This window comes from Candidatus Dependentiae bacterium (genome assembly GCA_040878395.1).
Lineage (GTDB): Bacteria > Babelota > Babeliae > Babelales > Vermiphilaceae > JAKBEL01.
In genome coordinates, this window is sequence record JBBDMI010000012.1 from 15,284 (window position 1) to 34,268 (window position 18,985).

General features: G+C 36.8%; 16 protein-coding genes. 14 read left to right on the plus strand and 2 right to left on the minus strand.

The genetic code is table 11. The features are described from left to right. Positions 1-37 precede the first annotated feature (37 nt). The 7 genes from tpiA (at position 38) to WD055_05140 (ending at position 5,505) form a co-directional block, all read left to right on the plus strand. Positions 38-790 (plus strand): triose-phosphate isomerase, encoded by a 753-nt coding sequence (gene tpiA, locus WD055_05110; GenBank protein MEX0849583.1) that lies wholly within the window; start codon positions 38-40, stop codon positions 788-790. A gap of 18 nt (positions 791-808) precedes the next feature. After that, positions 809-1,774 carry a hypothetical protein gene (locus WD055_05115; GenBank protein ID MEX0849584.1) on the plus strand — a complete coding sequence of 322 codons (966 nt, stop codon included), beginning with the start codon at positions 809-811 and terminating at the stop codon, positions 1,772-1,774. A 111-nt stretch (positions 1,775-1,885) separates the two neighbouring features. Then, complete coding sequence (locus WD055_05120) at positions 1,886-2,209, plus strand: hypothetical protein (GenBank protein ID MEX0849585.1); 324 nt, start codon at positions 1,886-1,888, stop codon at positions 2,207-2,209. 103 nt (positions 2,210-2,312) lie between these two features. Continuing rightward, positions 2,313-2,636, plus strand: coding sequence for a preprotein translocase subunit SecG (secG, locus tag WD055_05125; protein MEX0849586.1), 324 nt, complete (start codon positions 2,313-2,315; stop codon positions 2,634-2,636). 14 nt (positions 2,637-2,650) lie between these two features. Beyond that, the gene (locus WD055_05130; GenBank protein ID MEX0849587.1) at positions 2,651-3,439 is read left to right on the plus strand and encodes an ABC transporter permease; all 789 of its coding nucleotides are present in this window, start codon (positions 2,651-2,653) and stop codon (positions 3,437-3,439) included. After that, positions 3,436-4,179 (plus strand): ATP-binding cassette domain-containing protein, encoded by a 744-nt coding sequence (locus tag WD055_05135; GenBank protein MEX0849588.1) that lies wholly within the window; start codon positions 3,436-3,438, stop codon positions 4,177-4,179. Before WD055_05130 ends, WD055_05135 begins: the two co-directional genes overlap by 4 nt. Positions 4,180-4,260: 81 nt before the next feature. Then, positions 4,261-5,505 (plus strand): hypothetical protein, encoded by a 1,245-nt coding sequence (locus tag WD055_05140; GenBank protein MEX0849589.1) that lies wholly within the window; start codon positions 4,261-4,263, stop codon positions 5,503-5,505. 41 nt (positions 5,506-5,546) lie between these two features. On the opposite strand, the gene dcd is transcribed toward WD055_05140, so the two are convergent. Next, a complete protein-coding gene (gene dcd / locus WD055_05145; GenBank protein ID MEX0849590.1) occupies positions 5,547-6,077 on the minus strand; it encodes a dCTP deaminase in 531 nt (176 codons plus the stop codon). Between the two features lie 137 nt (positions 6,078-6,214). On the opposite strand from dcd, the gene WD055_05150 reads away from it, so the two are divergent. The 6 genes from WD055_05150 to WD055_05175 all read left to right on the plus strand — a co-directional run bounded on the left by WD055_05150 (position 6,215) and on the right by WD055_05175 (position 16,310). Continuing rightward, positions 6,215-7,204 (plus strand): MoxR family ATPase, encoded by a 990-nt coding sequence (locus tag WD055_05150; protein ID MEX0849591.1) that lies wholly within the window; start codon positions 6,215-6,217, stop codon positions 7,202-7,204. Positions 7,205-7,318: 114 nt separating this feature from the next. Further along, a complete protein-coding gene (locus WD055_05155; GenBank protein ID MEX0849592.1) occupies positions 7,319-8,440 on the plus strand; it encodes a type II secretion system protein N in 1,122 nt (373 codons plus the stop codon). A 6-nt stretch (positions 8,441-8,446) separates the two neighbouring features. Further along, positions 8,447-11,458, plus strand: coding sequence for a secretin N-terminal domain-containing protein (locus tag WD055_05160; GenBank protein ID MEX0849593.1), 3,012 nt, complete (start codon positions 8,447-8,449; stop codon positions 11,456-11,458). Then, positions 11,455-13,077: a pilus assembly protein PilM gene (gene pilM / locus WD055_05165; protein ID MEX0849594.1), complete on the plus strand. Its 1,623-nt coding sequence runs from the start codon at positions 11,455-11,457 to the stop codon at positions 13,075-13,077. The genes WD055_05160 and pilM overlap by 4 nt, the downstream gene beginning before the upstream one ends. Continuing rightward, positions 13,074-13,628 carry a hypothetical protein gene (locus WD055_05170; protein MEX0849595.1) on the plus strand — a complete coding sequence of 185 codons (555 nt, stop codon included), beginning with the start codon at positions 13,074-13,076 and terminating at the stop codon, positions 13,626-13,628. The genes pilM and WD055_05170 overlap by 4 nt, the downstream gene beginning before the upstream one ends. A 24-nt stretch (positions 13,629-13,652) precedes the next feature. Continuing rightward, positions 13,653-16,310 (plus strand): secretin N-terminal domain-containing protein, encoded by a 2,658-nt coding sequence (locus WD055_05175; GenBank protein MEX0849596.1) that lies wholly within the window; start codon positions 13,653-13,655, stop codon positions 16,308-16,310. Here WD055_05175 and eno read toward each other — a convergent pair. Next, positions 16,299-17,549 (minus strand): phosphopyruvate hydratase, encoded by a 1,251-nt coding sequence (gene eno, locus WD055_05180; GenBank protein MEX0849597.1) that lies wholly within the window; start codon positions 17,547-17,549, stop codon positions 16,299-16,301. The two genes, WD055_05175 and eno, sit on opposite strands and share 12 nt — an antisense overlap. A gap of 236 nt (positions 17,550-17,785) precedes the next feature. Here eno and WD055_05185 point away from each other — a divergent pair, with 236 nt between their 5' ends. Next, positions 17,786-18,937, plus strand: a complete 1,152-nt coding sequence (locus tag WD055_05185) for a hypothetical protein (protein ID MEX0849598.1) — start codon at positions 17,786-17,788, stop codon at positions 18,935-18,937. The last annotated feature ends 48 nt before the right edge of the window (positions 18,938-18,985 follow it).

Consider the following 18,985-nt stretch of genomic DNA (forward strand, 5'->3'; position numbering starts at 1 on the left):
TAATATTATATAAACCTACATTAAGGAGCTCTATAGCATGGGGAAAAAAATGTTTGTCGCCAATTGGAAAATGCAATTATCTTTTGATCAAGCTTGTGCATTTGCGCACAATCATCTTGAAGGCTTAAAAAAAGTTGCTGATCAATCACAGAGCGAAATTATATTATGCCCTTCATTTCCTGCATTGTACAATGTAAAACAGATATTAAAAAATACAAAAGTTCATATTGGTGCACAAACAGTATCGCGACACGGCTCCGGTGCTTATACCGGTCAAGTTTCGGCTCAATCACTTGCACAAACAGGATGCACCTATTGTATTATTGGCCATTCAGAAAATAGAAAATATCAACATGAAAGCAATGTTGATATTGAACAAAAATGCAAAGAGCTTCTTAAACAAAATATCACCCCCATTATCTGTATTGGTGAATCAAAAGAAGCTTTTGAACAAAAAAAAACATATAACATTTTAAACGAACAACTTGAATTTATTTACACCGCCATCACAGAACTTAATCATCATGTTAAACATTATGCAATTGCCTATGAGCCAATCTGGGCAATAGGCACCGGCATCATTCCTGAAGTTGCATATTTAACTGAAATATTTGCATGGCTTCATACTCAATCAAGAAAACAGACCGATACCCGTTTTTCTCTTCTTTATGGCGGCAGCGTCAATGCACAAAATGCACACAATATTTTATCAATTAAACATATAGATGGTCTGTTAATCGGTGGCGCTAGTTTAGATTTTGCAACATTTGAACATATCATTAAAAACTAAATAAAGAGGGGACCTACAATGTTTTTATCAATTACATTCGTTATCACCGGCTTAATACTGCTCTGGCTATCAGGTGAATTGGCTGTCCGTTATAGCCTACAACTTGCCTACTTATCCGGCATTTCCACCCTTATTATTGGTTTCTTTTTCATATCAATTTCCACCGGACTTCCAGAATTTTTTGTACTTTTTAATGCAACATGGTTAAAAACTCCCGCTCTAGCTGTCGGAGACATCATGGGTTCGAACTTCTTTGATTTAGCTATGGGTCTTGGCATTCCTGCATTCTTCATCCGTCCCATACTCATTGAAAAGAATGAACTTGCTCGAACTATATACTTGCTCATCAGCACAGTCCTTTTAATTCTTTTTATTTTTGCACATCAACAATTAACCTTTTGGCATGGCCTAACTCTAATATTAATGTACTTCACTATTAATCTATTCTTTTTCAAATTACGCGGCCAAAATAACATGCATAAAGACAATATGGCACATATCGAAAAAACGCTCGAAAATGAATGGATCGTTACCGGTATTGTCGGCACATGTATCAAACTGATTTTAGCAGTTTGTGTAGTTCTTTTTGCAGCACACCTCACGGTCACTTATGCAATTGAACTAACACGCTTACTTGGACTTCCTATTGCACATTTTGGTGCCACATTTATTGCATTAGGAACCTCATTACCTGAACTAACTCTAAGTTTAACTGCAATAAAAAATAAAGAATACGCACTCATACTTGGTAATGCATTCGGCTCAATATGGAATCAAGGCGGTTTAATGCTTGGAATACTTACCTTGCTCAACCCTCCATCAATCAATCTGCTCCCCATCTGGCATTTATTACCTTTTGCATTGCTTGCATTTACCATTGTTGCTTTTGCTGTCATCCAAAAGCGATGCATTGGCCGAATAACAGCTTCTTTACTCATAGCCACCTACTTTAGCTTCATCTTATATGAAATTATAGGATTTTAAGATTAAAATTTTAAAAACGCCCTAATATTATTGCAATGTGAATTAAAAAACAGGTATTGTCAATAATAATACATCTTTTAATATTCATATAATTTTAATATAGGAAAAAATATGAAAAAACTATTGCTCACTTTCTTAATCATAAGCGCCGGTACATGCTTTGCAGCGGAAACTCAACCCTTGCTTTCAAAAGAAGCAAGACAACCTATTTATACATTTGACCGGTTAAATCGCCTATGGGTTACACAAATAACCGCAAACCTATCCGGAAAACGAATAATATCAAATGACCCTAAAATTCAAAAAATATTAAGGGCTGCACAAAAAACTGACCATGAAAAAAGAAAAAGATACCTTCTAAACCTTAATGCTGAAGCGTTAAATGACGAATGGGATCCAATTCTCATTGAATTCATAGATAGCAAAATTTCATGACCTCTAAAAAATCACAAAAAAAATCTGTATGATTTTGCAAAAACATGCAAAAAGAGTATCCTAATGATAAAATAGCTTTTTTATTATTAAACGGAGATCTAGCATGTTATTCACCCTTCTTCTAACGCTCTACACAATTAATTGCATTTTGCTTGTTTTTATCATCTTAATCCAACAAGGTAAAGGCGGCATGGGTCTAGGTGCAATTGGTGGCGGAACTCAAATGCTTTTTGGTGGTTCCGGTGGTCAAGATTTATTCCAAAAGACTACCTGGGTTATGGGCACCATTTTTATGGTTGGTGGACTTGCATTGTCAATTTGGAGAACACAACAAAATAATGCTGCAACTTTCGTACGTCAACGTCAAGCACAAATGCCTATCCAAGCACCTGCACCAATGCCAACCGCACCGGCAGAACAAGGTTAACAATACTCTTTAGCATGTATATGTCTTTCATACATCCCCTGAACGTTATTGGTTCATATGCAGTGCATGCATATAAAAACAGCAAACGCTTTGCCTTTTTTCTGTTACAAGCAATATACATTGGCCTTACTAAACCATTAAAATTTCAAGCGTTGCTACAACAGATTGAACAGATTGGCATTGACTCCTTAAATATTGTTATATTGACTGGTACTTTTACCGGTATGGTTTTTGCATTGCAAAGTTATATCGGTTTTTCACGTATTGGCGGCGAACAATTTATCGGATCAGTTACTGCACTTGCCATGGCGCGTGAATTAGGGCCTGTTCTGACCGGTTTAATGGTGACCGGACGTGCATGCTCTGCAATTGCAGCCGAATTGGGCACGATGCGCATTACCGAACAGATTGATGCACTTGTCACGTTGCGCATCAACACATTTTCTTATTTAATAGCACCACGCATATTTGCCGGCATCTTAGTTTTACCATGCTTATCTTTGTTTTGTAGTATCTGTGGAATTATTGGAGGCTACTTTGTTGTTGCCTATTCACTCAATTTAAGCGGCGAACAGTATGTTGCAAATATTATACAATTTTGCAAACTCAATGACATTATGGGCGGCCTTATTAAATCTGCTTTTTTTGGGTTAATTTTAACGTGGGTCGGATGCTATAAAGGTTACTATACCCATGGTGGCGCACGCGGTGTAGGCAAAGCAACAACAGAAGCGGTCGTACTTAGTTCAGTTTTGATATTGGTAATTAACTTCTTTTTAACTAAACTTTTGGATCATCTATGATTCAAATTCGCAATCTTGTTAAAAAATTTGGTGATCGCACTATTACCGATAATTTAAATTTAAGCATCCCCTCAGGACAAATGACCGTCATTATTGGCCGATCCGGTGAAGGAAAATCATTACTCCTTAAACAAATTATTGGCCTCATCAAACCCACTTCCGGACAAATTCTTATTGACGACACAGACATCACCAAACTAAATCCATCGCAGTTAAATGAACAACTAAAAAAATTTGGCTATGTCTTTCAGTTTGCCGCACTACTCGACTCACTAACTGTTTGGCAAAATGTTGGCATTAGCATGCTCAATGATGGGCACCAAAAAGAGGAAATCATCCCTATTATAAAAGAAAAATTGGCATTGGTTCAACTTCCTGAAGATACATTATACAAATATCCTTCAGAACTTTCAGGTGGCATGGCAAAACGCGTAGGATTAGCGCGCACCTTAATTACCAATCCAAAAATTATTTTATATGATGAACCGACAACCGGCCTAGATCCTGTTACTGAACGACGCATTCATGAATTAATGTTTGGCCTACAAAAACAGTTCCAGGTAACATCTATCGTTATCACACACAGCACAGATCTTTTTCAGTTTGCTGATAACATTGCATTTCTGTATCAAGGGAACATTGCCTATTTCGGTCCAGCAAAAGATATTTGGCAATGTACCAATCCTTACATCTACCAATTCATTCGCGGCTTGCCCAACGGCCCAATAAAAACATACTAATCTCTTTACTTTGCAAAATCCGTTTGGTATATCTGCAACGACAATATTGCGATCCCTATTTTTAAAAAAAAGGAGCAACCAATGAAATATACAATCATCTCTCTTTTTCTATTAAGTTCCACTTTTATAAAAACTGCCGATTCCGCCCCTGACAAACCTCGCAGCTTAAGCAAATGGAGCACGTCTCAATCTTCGTTGCCTAATACAACTATTTCAAATGAAACTGAAAAAAAATTATCACGGACACAATCAAGAATAACATTAGCGTCTAGACGTGGGCATCGCAGAACCCCTAGTAAGTCATTCACCGAAGGCACAGCGCCACAAATTACAGCTCAAATGCAAAAAATCGCCGACGAGCCTCTCCTACAAACAAAAACCATCAAAACAGAAAGTCTTCCTGAGTGGACAAACTTATTAAAAATGATGCCACATGTTCTGGCAACAGCACAAAAACATTATTCAGAAATGCCACAGAAAGAGCAAGAAGCATTAGCTATAGTTGCACACGTTGTACAAACAGAAGAAAATTTACAAAAAATAAAAACATTCCTATCTTTTTCCGATGAAATAACTGATCAACTATTGAACCTTGGATCAAATCCCGAAGAATGTGAACTTCTTGCACAACATGAACGCAATCCTGATCTAAAGAAAATAACATCAATCCTTGATGAAAGCCCTACAAAATGTGCCGTTCTATTAAAAATTTTACAGACAATTTCTGAGGATTATCTTCTTTATCTTGCAAATCACACTCACTTATCTGCAGATGCCAAAGATATAGATCCTGCAATGCAACATAAATGCTTTGAGCTTATGCGAAAACTCTATGAGCATGACATTAAACCACTGCAAGAAGCTCATAAAAAAGCGCATGAAGAGACACAAGAATTAGCTTTTAGCGCCCTTGGCTATACCCAACTTGTTGATACGGCCGACACACAAAAATGGCTCGGACAAATGCCCATAGTAATACGGCAACAGAATGAAATACTCAAACAATTAAATCAAGAAAAAAAAGAAGTTAATGAAAAAACAGAAGAACTTTTACCTCAAATAATGCGATTACAAAGACAACAAGAACAGATATTTGAATTGCTTAAGAAACAAGTTGAAGGACGTGCAACCATGGAACTTCAGATACAGATGATTGCTCATCAGATACAAGCATATCGTGAGCATGAAGACGAAATTAAAAATCCAGACAGTTCATCAAGTAGAAAAAGACGAAATTCGCGTGGATCAAAAACAAAACATTTCTTCTCCGGACCCTTAAGCCCACGATCATCAAAAGATAAAATTGAAAGAACTTCTAAATCGTAAGTAAATAAAAAGCCCCGCAAGTTGCGGGGCTTTTTATTTACTTATCTTAAATATTGCTTAAAATCTTTATACAACATACTCGGTTGAATTCCCTGATTATTTTGATATTTATTACTTTGATATTCATCAAAGTCACCTTCAATCGTATGATAGAAAACTTGGCAAATTTCAACACCCGGATAAATACGAATCGGTTTGACACAAAACATTTCTAATGTCCAAAAACCGGTAAATCCTACATCACCAAATCCGGCAGTAATATGAATAAACAAACCTAAACGCCCAATAGAAGAACGCCCTTCTAACATAGGCACACACCCTAAGGTTTTGGTGTGCTCAATGGTTCGCGCTAAATACAAAATACCCGGTTCCAGCAAAATACCTTCCTCGGGAATGATGATATTACGCACACTTGGCTTTTTCTTCATATCCAAAGCTTCATCTTCATAAACCATAAGCTCATTATGCAAACGCAAATTGTAACTGTTAGGGTTTAATTGCTGAGGATTAAACGGCGTAATAAAAATATCTTTATCAAGTCGGCGCTTAATCTCTCTTCCTGACAAGATCATAATCGTTCCTAAAAAATTGGTATTACAGACGCATTGTCTTATTCATTCAACATGTTAGAATAAAGATTATCATTTATAAAGAAAAAAAGCATGATCATTTTCTTTTTAGTTTTATATTAAGAAAAAAAAGGTTCGTTATGACAGATACAACTATTTCAGAATCAACAATACAACAAATTAAAGACGAAAGTAGTCGATTTACTGGTCTTTCGCAAGAGGTCGGCAAAGTTATTGTTGGTCAAAAAGATATTATAGATTTTATTAATGTAGCACTTTTATGCAATGGACACATTCTCCTTGAAGGTGTACCCGGCGTTGCAAAAACAACTATGATCAAAGCGGTCACAGAAGCTCTTGGCCTCAGTTTTAATCGCATTCAATTTACTCCTGATTTATTGCCATCTGATTTAATTGGAACATTAATTTATAACCCTAAGACACAAAACTTTGAAACCAAAAAAGGTCCTGTATTTGCTAATTTAATCTTAGCTGATGAAATCAACCGTGCACCGGCAAAAGTTCAGTCAGCCCTCTTGGAAGCTATGCAAGAACATCAAGTTACTATTGGATCTGAAACATTTACCTTAGATGAACCTTTTTTAGTTTTTGCAACACAGAATCCAATCGAACAAGAAGGCACCTATCAACTGCCTGAAGCACAAGTTGACAGATTCATGTTTAAGCTTCTTGTTGATTATCCGCAGAAAGATGAAGAAAGAGAAATTTTAAGGAAAACATTTGATTCAAAAAGCATTGCTCGCATTTTAACTAAAGAAGACATATTTAAAGCTCAAAAGCTTGTGCAGCAAATCTATATGGACGACAAAATCGCAAATTATATTTTAGATATTGTTTTTGCAACACGTGATCCAAAGGGATACAACTTAGCGCGCATTGCTCCTTATATTGCTCATGGCGTTTCGCCCCGCGCAACACTTGCTTTATCGTATGCTGCAAAAGCACATGCTTTTTTAAAGCGTCGTCACTTTGTTACTCCTGATGACGTCAAAATAGTTGCACCTGCAGTGTTACGTCATCGCTTAGGATTAACCTACGAAGCACAAGCTGAAGATATATCCAGCGATCAAGTGATTGATACTATTTTAACAACAATTCCGTCACCCTAAATAATTACCCTACTATGTTATTTAAAGTTTCAATTAAGAAGGAATTTGCTCTTGACAATAACACAACAAGAACGCTATCGTTGAAACATTAGGTATTAAAAAAGGAATATCTTCATGAGACATCCATTGTGGATTTTAAACAGTGCCATTGCTGTATTGTTAATTGGCGCATTCCTTTTTATGCTGCTTTCACGCCAAAAAGTCCCTTACCGAGAATCAATAGAGCCAGAACTTTCGGCTGAACGCATTAAGCGGGATGAAATCAAAATTAATTTAAGTAAAATCTATGAAAATGACCTTTTTGATACATATCAAAAAGAATTCAAACAGCCGATTTCACCAGCTATACAAATTCCTGTTCCACAGGCACCAACACCTGAACTACCAAGAACACCTGAAATGCCAAGGCCAGCGTTTTTAGATCCGCTCAATATTACACTCAAAGGAATTGTAGTTATAGCAAGCGATGACAGTAAAAATCGAGCAGTAATTCAAGACAATCAAACAAAAAATGAGCAAACATATAAAGTTGGTAACACTATAAGTGATGCACAACTTATACGTATTTTTAAAAACAAAGTTATTTTCTTGCGTTCAAATGGGCAACAAGAGGTACTTTATTTACGTGAAAAAGATGCTGAACTTGACCCAACTTATGCAGCATTAAGCGGCTGGGAAAACGTAGTTAAAAAAATTGATGAATATCATCACACAATTAACCCACAAGCATTTACCGAACGCATACAAAACCTTGCACAATTTATAGACATGCTTGACCTAACAACTGCATTCCAAAAAGGTCGCAGCATTGGATGCCGCGTTGGCCAAACAAAAAAACATTCATTAGGAGCTGCACTCGGTTTTATGACTGGAGACATCATTACTCATGTTGATAATATACCGGCAACCGATACCTCTCATCGTTTCCAAATTTATAAAAATATAATCGCAAAAAAACCGAATGAACCTATTACTGTTCAAGTGTTGCGTGAACATGAACCAACGACTCTTGTATATGCATTAGAAGATTTTAGTATTCTTGATAGACTAGAAAAGACAAATCCGGCACAAGAGTTAGCGTTGGAAGAAAAAATAAAAGAAAGACAGATTAAAGCAATGCAACAAAAACATGCATTTGCACCAAGCGTACGGGATCTGAAAAAAAGAGAGCGACAAAATATGCTTTCAAGAGGAAGAATGCCAATTGGCTATAAACCCACGCAAACAACTGAGTAATAAAATATGATAAAAAAAAGAAAAAAAAATTTATATGCATGTGCCCTTTTACTGAGTCTACAAACAGGACGTGTCCTGCCTGATGAGCAATCACAAGCTATGCAAGTTGGCCAGCGATTACAAAAAAGATCTCGCACCTCAATTTTTGATACCGTTAATGATGAAGATGAGCCAATAGCCAACCAAGCAACAAATAATGCGGCTGCCAAATTAAATAATAAAAATGAAATTGCCACCAAAAATGAACAACAAGCAATAAAGCAAGACGTTAATCTACTAGAGCAAACCGGCGATCCGACTTTACAATTTTCATCTGCTACCGGACAAGGTATAAATCGTTTCATACAAGAGGCGATTGCCGAACCGGCCGAAGAATCTTCGAGCAGAGTCGAACCTTCTAAATCCGTAACCAAAACCACAGAAGAGCCTGAAGAACCTGCAAAGAAAGTTCCTCCAAAAATTGAAACCGCTCAACCGGAACAAGAGAAAACACCAACAGAAATCATTGACCCTATTGGTGAGTATCCTGGACAAGAGGTTGAACAAGAACAAAACGTATTTGATGCACTTTATGAACCAAAAGAAATTATGTTACGCAAAGAACATGAAAAACAACAAGAAGAAGCATCCAAAAAAGAGGCTCTTGAGCAAGAACAAAGAAAGGAAGCCGCCGATGACGACCTTATTGAGTTCTATTTTGAAGATGCTGATATTCAAAATCTTTTGACACAAGTTGCTGACATTTATGATGTCAATTTTATTACTGACGAAACAATTGATCCCCTTGGGCCGGGAGGCAAGGCGCTTAAGGGAAATAAAATATCATTCAAAACTCATAAACCCTTGAATAAAAAAGCTGCATGGAATCTGTTTTTAACATTCCTTGACCTGGCCGGATTTGCTCTGGTTCCAGAGTCCGAACAAGGGTTTTATCGTGTAGTAACCGCAGATAAAGCGCAAAAATCACCTGTCCCTGCATATATCGGCGTTGAGCCCGAAACATTACCCGATAATGATCAGGTGGTACGCTTTGTTTACTTCATTGAAAATGCTGAAATAAATACCATTAAAGATATAGTAAATACACTCAAAAGCCCCAATGCTCGCGCTGTTATCCTGCAAGAAATAAAAGCATTAGTGATTACCGATAAAACTTATAATATTAAAAGTTTAATGCAGATCATCAAAGAGCTCGATCAAGTCTCCATGCCTCAATCAATGTCTGTACTAAAATTAGAGCGCGCTGATGTTATGGATGTAAAAAAACTATATGACACCATTTCAAAACCAGATGGAGAAGGAGCAACTCCTTCGCGATTATTTGGCGCACGAAAGCAATCTGCATCAATTTATTTCCCTGAAAATGCACGGCTCATAGCTGAACCGCGATCTAATTCATTAATTTTACTTGGACCAAAAGACGCTATTAAAAAAATTGAAGATTTCATTATGAAGTATGTTGATGTTGAATTGGAAAAACCATACTCTCCATTACATACCTATCAGCTGCGCTATGCAAGCGCCGTTACAGTATCAGACATTATGAACAACATGTCTCAATTTGGTTCAGAAACTGCTGCCGGCAAAGCAGGCGGTGTTCGCGGCGGGGATAAATACCTTAAACCAATGAGTTTTACTGCTGAACCTGCAACAAACACTGTGGTAATTAAAGGTGACTACGAAGATTATCTAAAAGCATTAAAGATCATAAAAAAACTTGACGAACCGCAACCACAGGTCGCCGTTGAAGCTTTAATCCTCACCCTTAACTTTGAAGACAATAAGGAAATCGGTTCACAAATTCGTAACAAAGTTCCTGGTCCAAATGGTCTTTTAGGCAACAATGTTGACTTTCAAACTTCAGGTATTCGCTTGGGTGGATCTCCTAAAGGGATTCAAACCAATAACACAGGACCCGGCGCTGATCGCTTATTGGCGAACTTAATAAACCTTGTTTCCGGTGCAGCTGCCGGTAACACAGTCTTCTCACTCGGTGCTGACGCATTTGGCGTTTGGGGAATTTTTAACATTTTGCAAAGTATCACAAATACACAGGTCGTCTCCAATCCATTTCTTGTTGCAACCAATAAGACAAAAGCTTCAGTTGCTATAGGTGAGATCCGTCGTGTTGTAACCAGTACTATTTTTGCCGGGGAAACTCCAGCTGATGCGTTAGGAGATTTTAGCGCAGAACTCAAACTGGAAGTTACTCCACAAATTAACTCTGATGGTATGATCATTTTAAAATTAAATGTACTATTTGAAAACTTCATAAGCAGCTTACAAAATAATGAAGAAGCTGCAAAACAAACGAGAACTATTGACACAAAAACCATAGTGGCCGATCGTGAAGTTATTGCCATTGGTGGACTAATCCAAAACCGCATAATTGAAACTTTAAACAAAGTCCCAGTTTTAGGTGACATTCCTATCTTAGGATGGCTATTCCGTAATAAAAGTAAAAATGTAATTAAAGATAATCTACTTATTTTAATATCAACACGCATTATCGAACCTGAAGTTACCGAAATAGTAGACGAACACACTCAACAGAAAATGGAAGACTATTATGAAACAGTTGAAACTTTTCATGATTCCGGTGAGTATCGTGATCCAGTATATAGGCGCTTCTTTGATGATCAGCAAGAAGACCCTGCTGGTGTTGTAGAGGACTTCCTATTCAAGCGCAGAATCACAGAAGAATCATCCGCTAAAGAAGAAATAGAAAAAATAGAAGAACAGAAAATTGATCAAAGGGTGACCCGCAACGGCAAATTTTATCGTCCGGGAAAAGCAAAAGCACCTGCAATCATAAAGCAACCGAAGTTAGAAAAAGAGCCACCACCTGCACCACCGGCAAACCAATCTCTTTATCGATCCGGATTATTAAAGCAACTCACTGAACAACCCGATGATACAATCCGTATTTCACAAAACAATAAAAAAAGTCGCCGTCGTGATGCACGTAGGTCATTACAACACCTTATGCCTAATGATCAAATAGGAGTGACGACATGATAAAAAATATTTTATTGCCCGAAAAGATTGGCTCTTACTATTTGTTTGCCAAACGTATTATTGGCTTTGAAGTAACACAGTCACATGTATTTGCTACAGTAACTTATTTACGTGCACATTCAAGCGTTATTGAAAAATGCATTGCATTGCCGATTGAGCAAGAAAATGGAGATACCCTCCCAAAACGCACCGCACAAACTATACAAAAAATTATAAAAAAAATCGGCTCATATGATGAAATAAGAACTGCACTATCAAGTGCACACGTAATATTTAAAAGCATGCGCCTTCCGTTTGATGACATTGAAAAAATACAGAAAGTTATCGACTTTGAAGTCGAGCCACTTTTGCCTTTTTCTATAGCAAATGCGGTTGTTGATTTCATTATTACTAAACCTATAACAGAACAAAATAGCTCCGAAGTGTTAGTTGCTGCAGTTCAAAAACAATATATCACACAACAACTTGAACTGTTCAATCAAGCAGGTGTGCACCCGGAAGTAATTACAGTCGATTTATTCGATCTTTATGGTCTGTATAAGCAAATTCCAACTTATAGTAAAATAAAAGACAACGTTACTCTTATAGAAATTAACAGTGAAATCACCAAAATTGCATTTATCACAAATGGCCAGTTACGCTTTATTCGCACACTCAATACAGGTATCAATTCTATTGCAACACAACTGGCAACAGAGCTTTCTTTATCTCCACGCGATGCCCTTGATCAATTAATGCGCTTTGGCTTTAATCATTCTGATGAAGCATCAACTCAAGCATTACAAAGAGCTTCGTCTACCCTTAAAAAACAGATTCAATTTACCCTACAGTCATTCACCGCACAAACAGAAATATCAACCCTAAACAATCAGATGTTTTTGTTGGGAATAGGAGCTGAAATTATAGGCATAGCAGATTGGATCGGCAAAGAATTAAATATACCGTGCGCATTGTTCAACCCAACCGAAGTCACACAAAATACGAACATCATATTTAAAAATATGGTCACAATTCCAGTTGCAAACAGTATAAGCACTGCAGCATCATTACCAACAGAAACTGTCGATCACTTTAATCTGCGCAAAAAAGAGTTTGCGCCCTCATCTGAGCAACTACTGCTTAAACAGTTGATCCTAGGAGGCATATTAATTTTTGGTTTATTTGCCGGCATTTTTATGCATAGCTTCTTGCAATTACGCAAATTACGCATCGAACTTGATGCATCAAAAGCTGAAACGGCTGAAGTCCTCAATGAATGGTTCCCTGAAATTGATAGAGGTCCTATCGATGACATGCTCGATGAAGCGCAAGAAGAAACGGTTAAAGAGGAAAAACTATGGTTCTCTTTTGCACGTTCAGCACATAATTCATTGCTCAACCTGCTATTAGAACTTACCGGCCTTGATCGCGATGGGTTAGGATTAATCATTGAAAAAATAACTATTGATCAAGATCGTGGTATTATGACGCTAAAAGCACAAGTCAGAGATCATGAAGCTCTAATACGCCTTGAAAATGAATTGCGACAATCTGACCTGTTTAGCTATGTTCAACCACAAGACAATCCGAATTTCAATATGGAATTACGTTTTGCTGATGAACGCCAAGGAGATACATGAATATAGTAAATAAAATTAAAGATTTTTTAGATAATTTAGATATAAAAAATTTTTATAAATATAGCGGTATTTTTATTGGAGTGATTACGCTCCTCAGTTTTTTCTTGATATACCGATTTTATAGCAATATCGATCATTATAAAAGACAAATCAGAAACTTAAATGATGTAAGGCAAGAAGTTCAAGAACTTTTGGAAAAAGCTTCTTCAGTAAAACAACAAAAAGAACAAGTAAATGCTATGCTTGAGGCTGATCCTAACTTTAAAATTGCCGGCTATTTTAAAGAAATATTAGCTCAACTGAATCTTACAAATAAACAGATATCAAGTACGGTAACTACTCAAGAACGTGGCGAACAAGATTATAATGAAAGTATATTATCCGCAAAATTTGGCGATATGAATATGAAAAATGTAAGCGAACTGTTAAACTTACTCGAACAAAATAAACGGGTTTATACCAAAGAACTGGAAATACAAAAATCACGAAAAACACCTCGTGCAATTGAAGTACAACTAACAATTGCCACCTTACAACCTCGTACGGGATAATCAATTTTGTGGAGTAAAAATTTAATGAAAAAAAATATATTATATTTATTATTAGTGTCGCTTTCTTTACCTTCATCTTTACTGGCAGAACTGACACAAAGCGTTGCGTTGGCAGAAAAAATCACCGGTAAATCACAACAAAAGAGACGCAAAGCAGATATATCATTTGTATTTAAAGATGAATATTTAATCGATATTATCAACATGTTAGCTGCAAAAAAAAATATTAATATCGTTTTACCCACCGGCGCAAATGCTATTAATACAAAAGTTAATTTAGCTATTGATCATAAACTTACCCTTAAAGAAGCATGGGACATTTTATATACGCTCCTTGATATCGCCGGATATAGTCTGATCCCAAAAAAAGATCTTTATTTAGTGGTAAAAAACAGTAAAAACATCTCGCGCGAATCATTGCCTATTTACATTAACACCCCCATTAGCGATATCCCTAGCACTGATGAACGCATCCGATACATGTATTATCTATCGAATATCAAAGCTTCTCAGGAGTTTGACAATCAATTAGGCGCGTTATTCAAAGAACTTTTACCTGAAGATGCTCTTTATAAAGCGGATAAAGGAGCAAATGGCATTTTACTCATTGCAAAAGCACAAGATATTAAATCATTAATGAGCATTGTTGAAGCTATGGATCAAACCGGATTTCAAGAGCGCCTGGAAGTTGTACGTCTTCGCTATACCACAGCTGATACCGTTGCTAAAATATTTAATGAAAGCATCTTAAAAACTGCTGCCAGCACTCCTGTGAGTCGATTCCGTCCCGGATCTCAACGAGATCAAGCCGTTACTTACTTTTCCAAAAACGTAAAAGTCATCGCCGAGCCTCGCACTAACTCCTTAGTCGTATTAGGAAGAGTACAAGCAGTTGAACGTGTTAAAGATTTTATTTTTAAATATATTGATATACAACTCGATTCAGGAAAATCTATTTTGCACATGTATGAACTGCAATACCTGGATGCCGATGAGTTTGCCCCTGTACTGCAAAACATTGTCGATTCATCTCGCAGTGGCGGCACTGAGCAGTCAAAAGCAGGAGGTGCTCAAGTTGGTACTGAACGTTTTTTTGATCAAGTAATTATTCAACCGGATAGTCCTGCACAAGCATCAGAAGAAGGTGAAGAAGGAAAATATTTCGGGGGAAACAAGTTGGTTGTTGCGGCACGCAACGATGATTGGAAGCGGATAAAAGTATTAATTGAACAGCTGGACAAACCACAACCGCAAGTTATTATAGAAGTACTCATTGCCGATCTCACTCTAGATGATGCCCGCAGACTTGGATCCATAAGCCGTAACCCAAAAGATCTCCCTTTTCCGGGTGAGGTTACAGCTCAATCGGCAATGATTGATCAAGTTGTACTAGATTCAGATGATGCAGAGGTAATTAATACATTGCGTGGTGTAAATTCAGATTTAAACTCTATAACAGTCCCGAGCGCAAATCCTTCTATAGTCCCCTCACCTGTGAGTATTCCACAAAACTTAGTTGCCGGCACAGCGGTTATTGCTTTAAATGACAATGATGGACGCACGTGGAGTTTGCTGGAAATACTAAAAATATTCGATCATACCAAAATTTTATCTCATCCTCATATCATCGCCACCAATAATCAAAAAGCGGTTATTGAAGTTGGAGAAAGTCGTTTGGTTGAAGATCAGGCTGCTCCAAGTACCAGTGGTATTACTCGTAGGAAAAAGACATTACAAGCAAATACAAATCTACACATTACCCCACGTATCAGCACTGCAAATACCGTAAACCTACAAGTGGTAATTGATATAGATCAATTCCAAAACGCAACCGTTACAAATGGGAATCGTATTAATCGTGATTTGACCACGAATGCATCTATCAAGAGTGGTGACATTCTTGCCCTAGGCGGATTGGTAAGAGATCAAACTGAAGATCGAGTTGTCCAAACGCCAATTTTAAGTAAAATTCCAATTCTTGGTTGGCTATTTAAACGAAAAGACAAAACAATTAATCAAACAAGCTTAACCATCTTTATTACACCAACAATTATTCAACCGAAACTTCGTGGTGGTGTTGGACAATACACCAAAACATATGTTGAAGTTGCAAAAGATTACTCTCGACAAGGCGCTTTATTTGATAATCTACGTGATCCCGTCACTCGATGGTTCTTCAAAGTTCATAATGAGGCTACTGATGTTACCGATGAATTTTTAACAAAAGATGAAATAACTCAAGTATCACACGCCGCTGAAGGAATTGATTCCATTGCACAAGAAGAAGGTCGTCTTCTTGATGAACATTTGAACATTATAGATGAGTCACTTAACCGACAAGGAGAACTAAAAGGCATGCTATCCAACCAAGACAATCCATTGCAAAGAAGAGAAACATCTGCACCACAGAAGCAAGAAAAAACAACTCCGCCAATTGCTGGGACTACCATTGCTCAACAAAAACCTCAAAACAATCTAAAAAAGTCTCATGCGCAACAAAAACAAAGCTGCAATACAAACTGTTCTACTAAAAAAATAACGCCTCAACCATCAAAAAAACGGCACCTGTCGTCAAAAAATTGTAATACTTGTGTAATTGCTGAGTCGAAAGAAATAAGCAACAATCATAATAAAAACTTAAAAGATTTATTAGTAAGTGAAGAAAATCCCTTAAAAGCCTAACATTGCATCCATAAGTTCTTCTTCAACACATAGTAACTTATTATATTTGCCAATGCGTTCACCACGCATTAATCCACCGGCTTTAATTTGCCCTGCACTACTACCAACAGCTAAGTCCACAATAAAATTGTCATTTGTTTCGCCCGAACGATGTGAAACGATGACATTCATATCATGATCTTTACACAACTTAACTGATTGCAATGCCTCTGTAACAGTTCCCACTTGATTAGGCTTTATAATAACTGCATTGGCTGCATTACTTTCAATGCCATAAACAATACGTGCAGGATTTGTTGCAAAAAGATCATCTCCCACAATTTGCAGTCGATCGCCTAATTGTTCTGTCATTTTTTTCCAACCTTGCCAGTCAGTTTCAGTTAAACCATCTTCAATAGAATATAACGGATATTGCTTGCTTAACTTATCATAATAATCAATAAGTTCTTGTGCATTATATTTTTTATCCCCAAAATTATACATTGCTGTTTTTGGATCATAAAGTTGTGTTGCTGCAATATCAAGCGCTAATACAACTTGTTGCTCAACGCCAAGTTCCTTGAGTGCCTGCATAACTAAATCTAATGCTTCAATTTCATTATTAAATGGAGCTGAATAACCACCCTCATCTCCTACTGCAAAAAACAGTTTTCTTTTTTTTAATATTTCAGCAGTTTTCTGAAAAATAGCTGCGGCTACTTCAATAGAAGAACGAAAACTTTCTACACCAACAGGCATAATCATGCATTCTTGAATGGGAATATTGTTATGTGCATGCACACCACCATTAATTAAGTTAAACATTGCAAATGGTAAAGAAACACGTTCAAAATCACATAAATGGGCAATCAATTCATACAGTTCTAAATCTTCAACCATAGCCTGTGCCTTGAGCACTGCTATACTCACCGCAAGCATTGCATTTGCACCCAATGTTGATTTATCTTCAGTACCATCAAGAGCAACCATCTTCATATCCATTTCAACCACTGAAGGAGCATGGCCTATCAATGCAGGAGCTATAATGTCATGAATGTTCGCAATTGCTTTATGTACACCCAATCCACCTAAGCGTGTTCCACCATCACGTAATTCCACGGCAGAAAATGAACTTTTTGATCTTCCTGTAGGAACTGAAGAACTAGCATAAGATCCATCTTGTAATATTACGGTACATGCTATTGTGGGCTCACCACGTGAATCAAATATTTCTGTTGCGACAATCTGCTCTATTTTCATAATGCTCAACCTCTTATATTTCATAAAAAAAAATCTATGTATTTCAGACTATATCAGTTTTTAGAGAATTAAAACCTTCTGTTATATTATGTTAAGGGTTGATAACCTTGAAACTCTTTTCTCCTCCTTTTTTTCCTATAAGAATCTAATTCGGATACTCGTTTTGATATGATTGACAATATGTCAAAAAATGCTATTCTTAAGGCATATATTAAATGGAAAATGGAGGAAAAACTATGAATCGTAAGATATTTAGCTATAGTGCCCTTATTTGCCTTATATTTTTAGGTATAGGAGCAAAAAAAGGAGCTTTTAATCAATTCTTACCTCATTCAACACCTATGGTGCAGAATGCACGAGAAAACCTTAATCACACTGAAATCTACATCATAAATGGCGACCATGAAGGAACTGGTTGGTTCGAAGGCCCATCAAAGAGTGAATTTATGCGTGCTATTTATGAATACCCACAACATATGTTCATTACACCTTCATTGTGGAAATCATTTTGTCATCACCGGAATGAACAGATGAGGGAATTAAAAAAAGAGAATATCGAAAAACCATTTGATCAATTAACAATCGAAAGTACAAATGTACGCAATACAAAAAACAACAAAAAAGTGTATTCACAAAATGATCCACAATTTTTCAATTTAGCAACAATACTTGTGTTTGATGAAGATGAATGGGAATTTTATGATACACATATTGGGCTGTATTACTTACGCCCAAAAGATGATTTACAAGATATTGGATTAAAATTAGATACATTTACAAAAATAGATAATCCTTGCAGCATGAATATCACAACTGAAAAAAAAGCCTGGGTAGATGGATTTATCAATCTTTTTGAAACAAACGTATGGCACAAAAATCATCCTTACGGTAAAAAGAAAATTGTATGTATTTCAGGACATGGAACACCAAGACGCCCTGCACAAGAACGTGCATGCGGGGTTCCATCGGCAGAATTTGCAAAGTTAATCACCTTCTTTAATGATAAACTCAATATTGACACACTCGGTGTGCAAACATGTTACTGGCCGGCAACACGTATTTTAGAATTAATGGCAAATAACAAGACACCACACCTTAACTGTCAACTAATAACACCTATTGATCAAGAAAAGGTAGTTAATTATACTTCTGAAATGCCATTGGTATGGTCATATGAACCGGAAACAAAAGCTGTTCAAGTTCATGAAGCTATTACAGGTGAAATGTTACTGAGCGGATTACATGACTTAGCGACATCATTTAAAGGTACCGTAACTGAAGATATCAATACCATGCTAAACGACATTCAAGTCGTGCAGGTAAATCATAAATATAATATGAAAACATCATTAGTTGATGCAGGCTCAACTCAACCGGTATTTGTGTAACCACATCGACATCAAGATCAATAAAAAATAACATGCGGTGCGCGTATA

Bases quoted from the DNA above. Each gene is read 5' to 3' on its own strand.
- tpiA (MEX0849583.1), top strand. From the start codon at position 38: ATGGGGAAAAAAATGTTTGTCGCCAATTGGAAAATGCAATTATCTTTT.
- WD055_05115 (MEX0849584.1), top strand. From the start codon at position 809: ATGTTTTTATCAATTACATTCGTTATCACCGGCTTAATACTGCTCTGG.
- WD055_05120 (MEX0849585.1), top strand. From the start codon at position 1,886: ATGAAAAAACTATTGCTCACTTTCTTAATCATAAGCGCCGGTACATGC.
- secG (MEX0849586.1), top strand. From the start codon at position 2,313: ATGTTATTCACCCTTCTTCTAACGCTCTACACAATTAATTGCATTTTG.
- WD055_05130 (MEX0849587.1), top strand. From the start codon at position 2,651: ATGTATATGTCTTTCATACATCCCCTGAACGTTATTGGTTCATATGCA.
- WD055_05135 (MEX0849588.1), top strand. From the start codon at position 3,436: ATGATTCAAATTCGCAATCTTGTTAAAAAATTTGGTGATCGCACTATT.
- WD055_05140 (MEX0849589.1), top strand. From the start codon at position 4,261: ATGAAATATACAATCATCTCTCTTTTTCTATTAAGTTCCACTTTTATA.
- dcd (MEX0849590.1), bottom strand. From the start codon at position 6,077: ATGATCTTGTCAGGAAGAGAGATTAAGCGCCGACTTGATAAAGATATT.
- WD055_05150 (MEX0849591.1), top strand. From the start codon at position 6,215: ATGACAGATACAACTATTTCAGAATCAACAATACAACAAATTAAAGAC.
- WD055_05155 (MEX0849592.1), top strand. From the start codon at position 7,319: ATGAGACATCCATTGTGGATTTTAAACAGTGCCATTGCTGTATTGTTA.
- WD055_05160 (MEX0849593.1), top strand. From the start codon at position 8,447: ATGATAAAAAAAAGAAAAAAAAATTTATATGCATGTGCCCTTTTACTG.
- pilM (MEX0849594.1), top strand. From the start codon at position 11,455: ATGATAAAAAATATTTTATTGCCCGAAAAGATTGGCTCTTACTATTTG.
- WD055_05170 (MEX0849595.1), top strand. From the start codon at position 13,074: ATGAATATAGTAAATAAAATTAAAGATTTTTTAGATAATTTAGATATA.
- WD055_05175 (MEX0849596.1), top strand. From the start codon at position 13,653: ATGAAAAAAAATATATTATATTTATTATTAGTGTCGCTTTCTTTACCT.
- eno (MEX0849597.1), bottom strand. From the start codon at position 17,549: ATGAAAATAGAGCAGATTGTCGCAACAGAAATATTTGATTCACGTGGT.
- WD055_05185 (MEX0849598.1), top strand. From the start codon at position 17,786: ATGAATCGTAAGATATTTAGCTATAGTGCCCTTATTTGCCTTATATTT.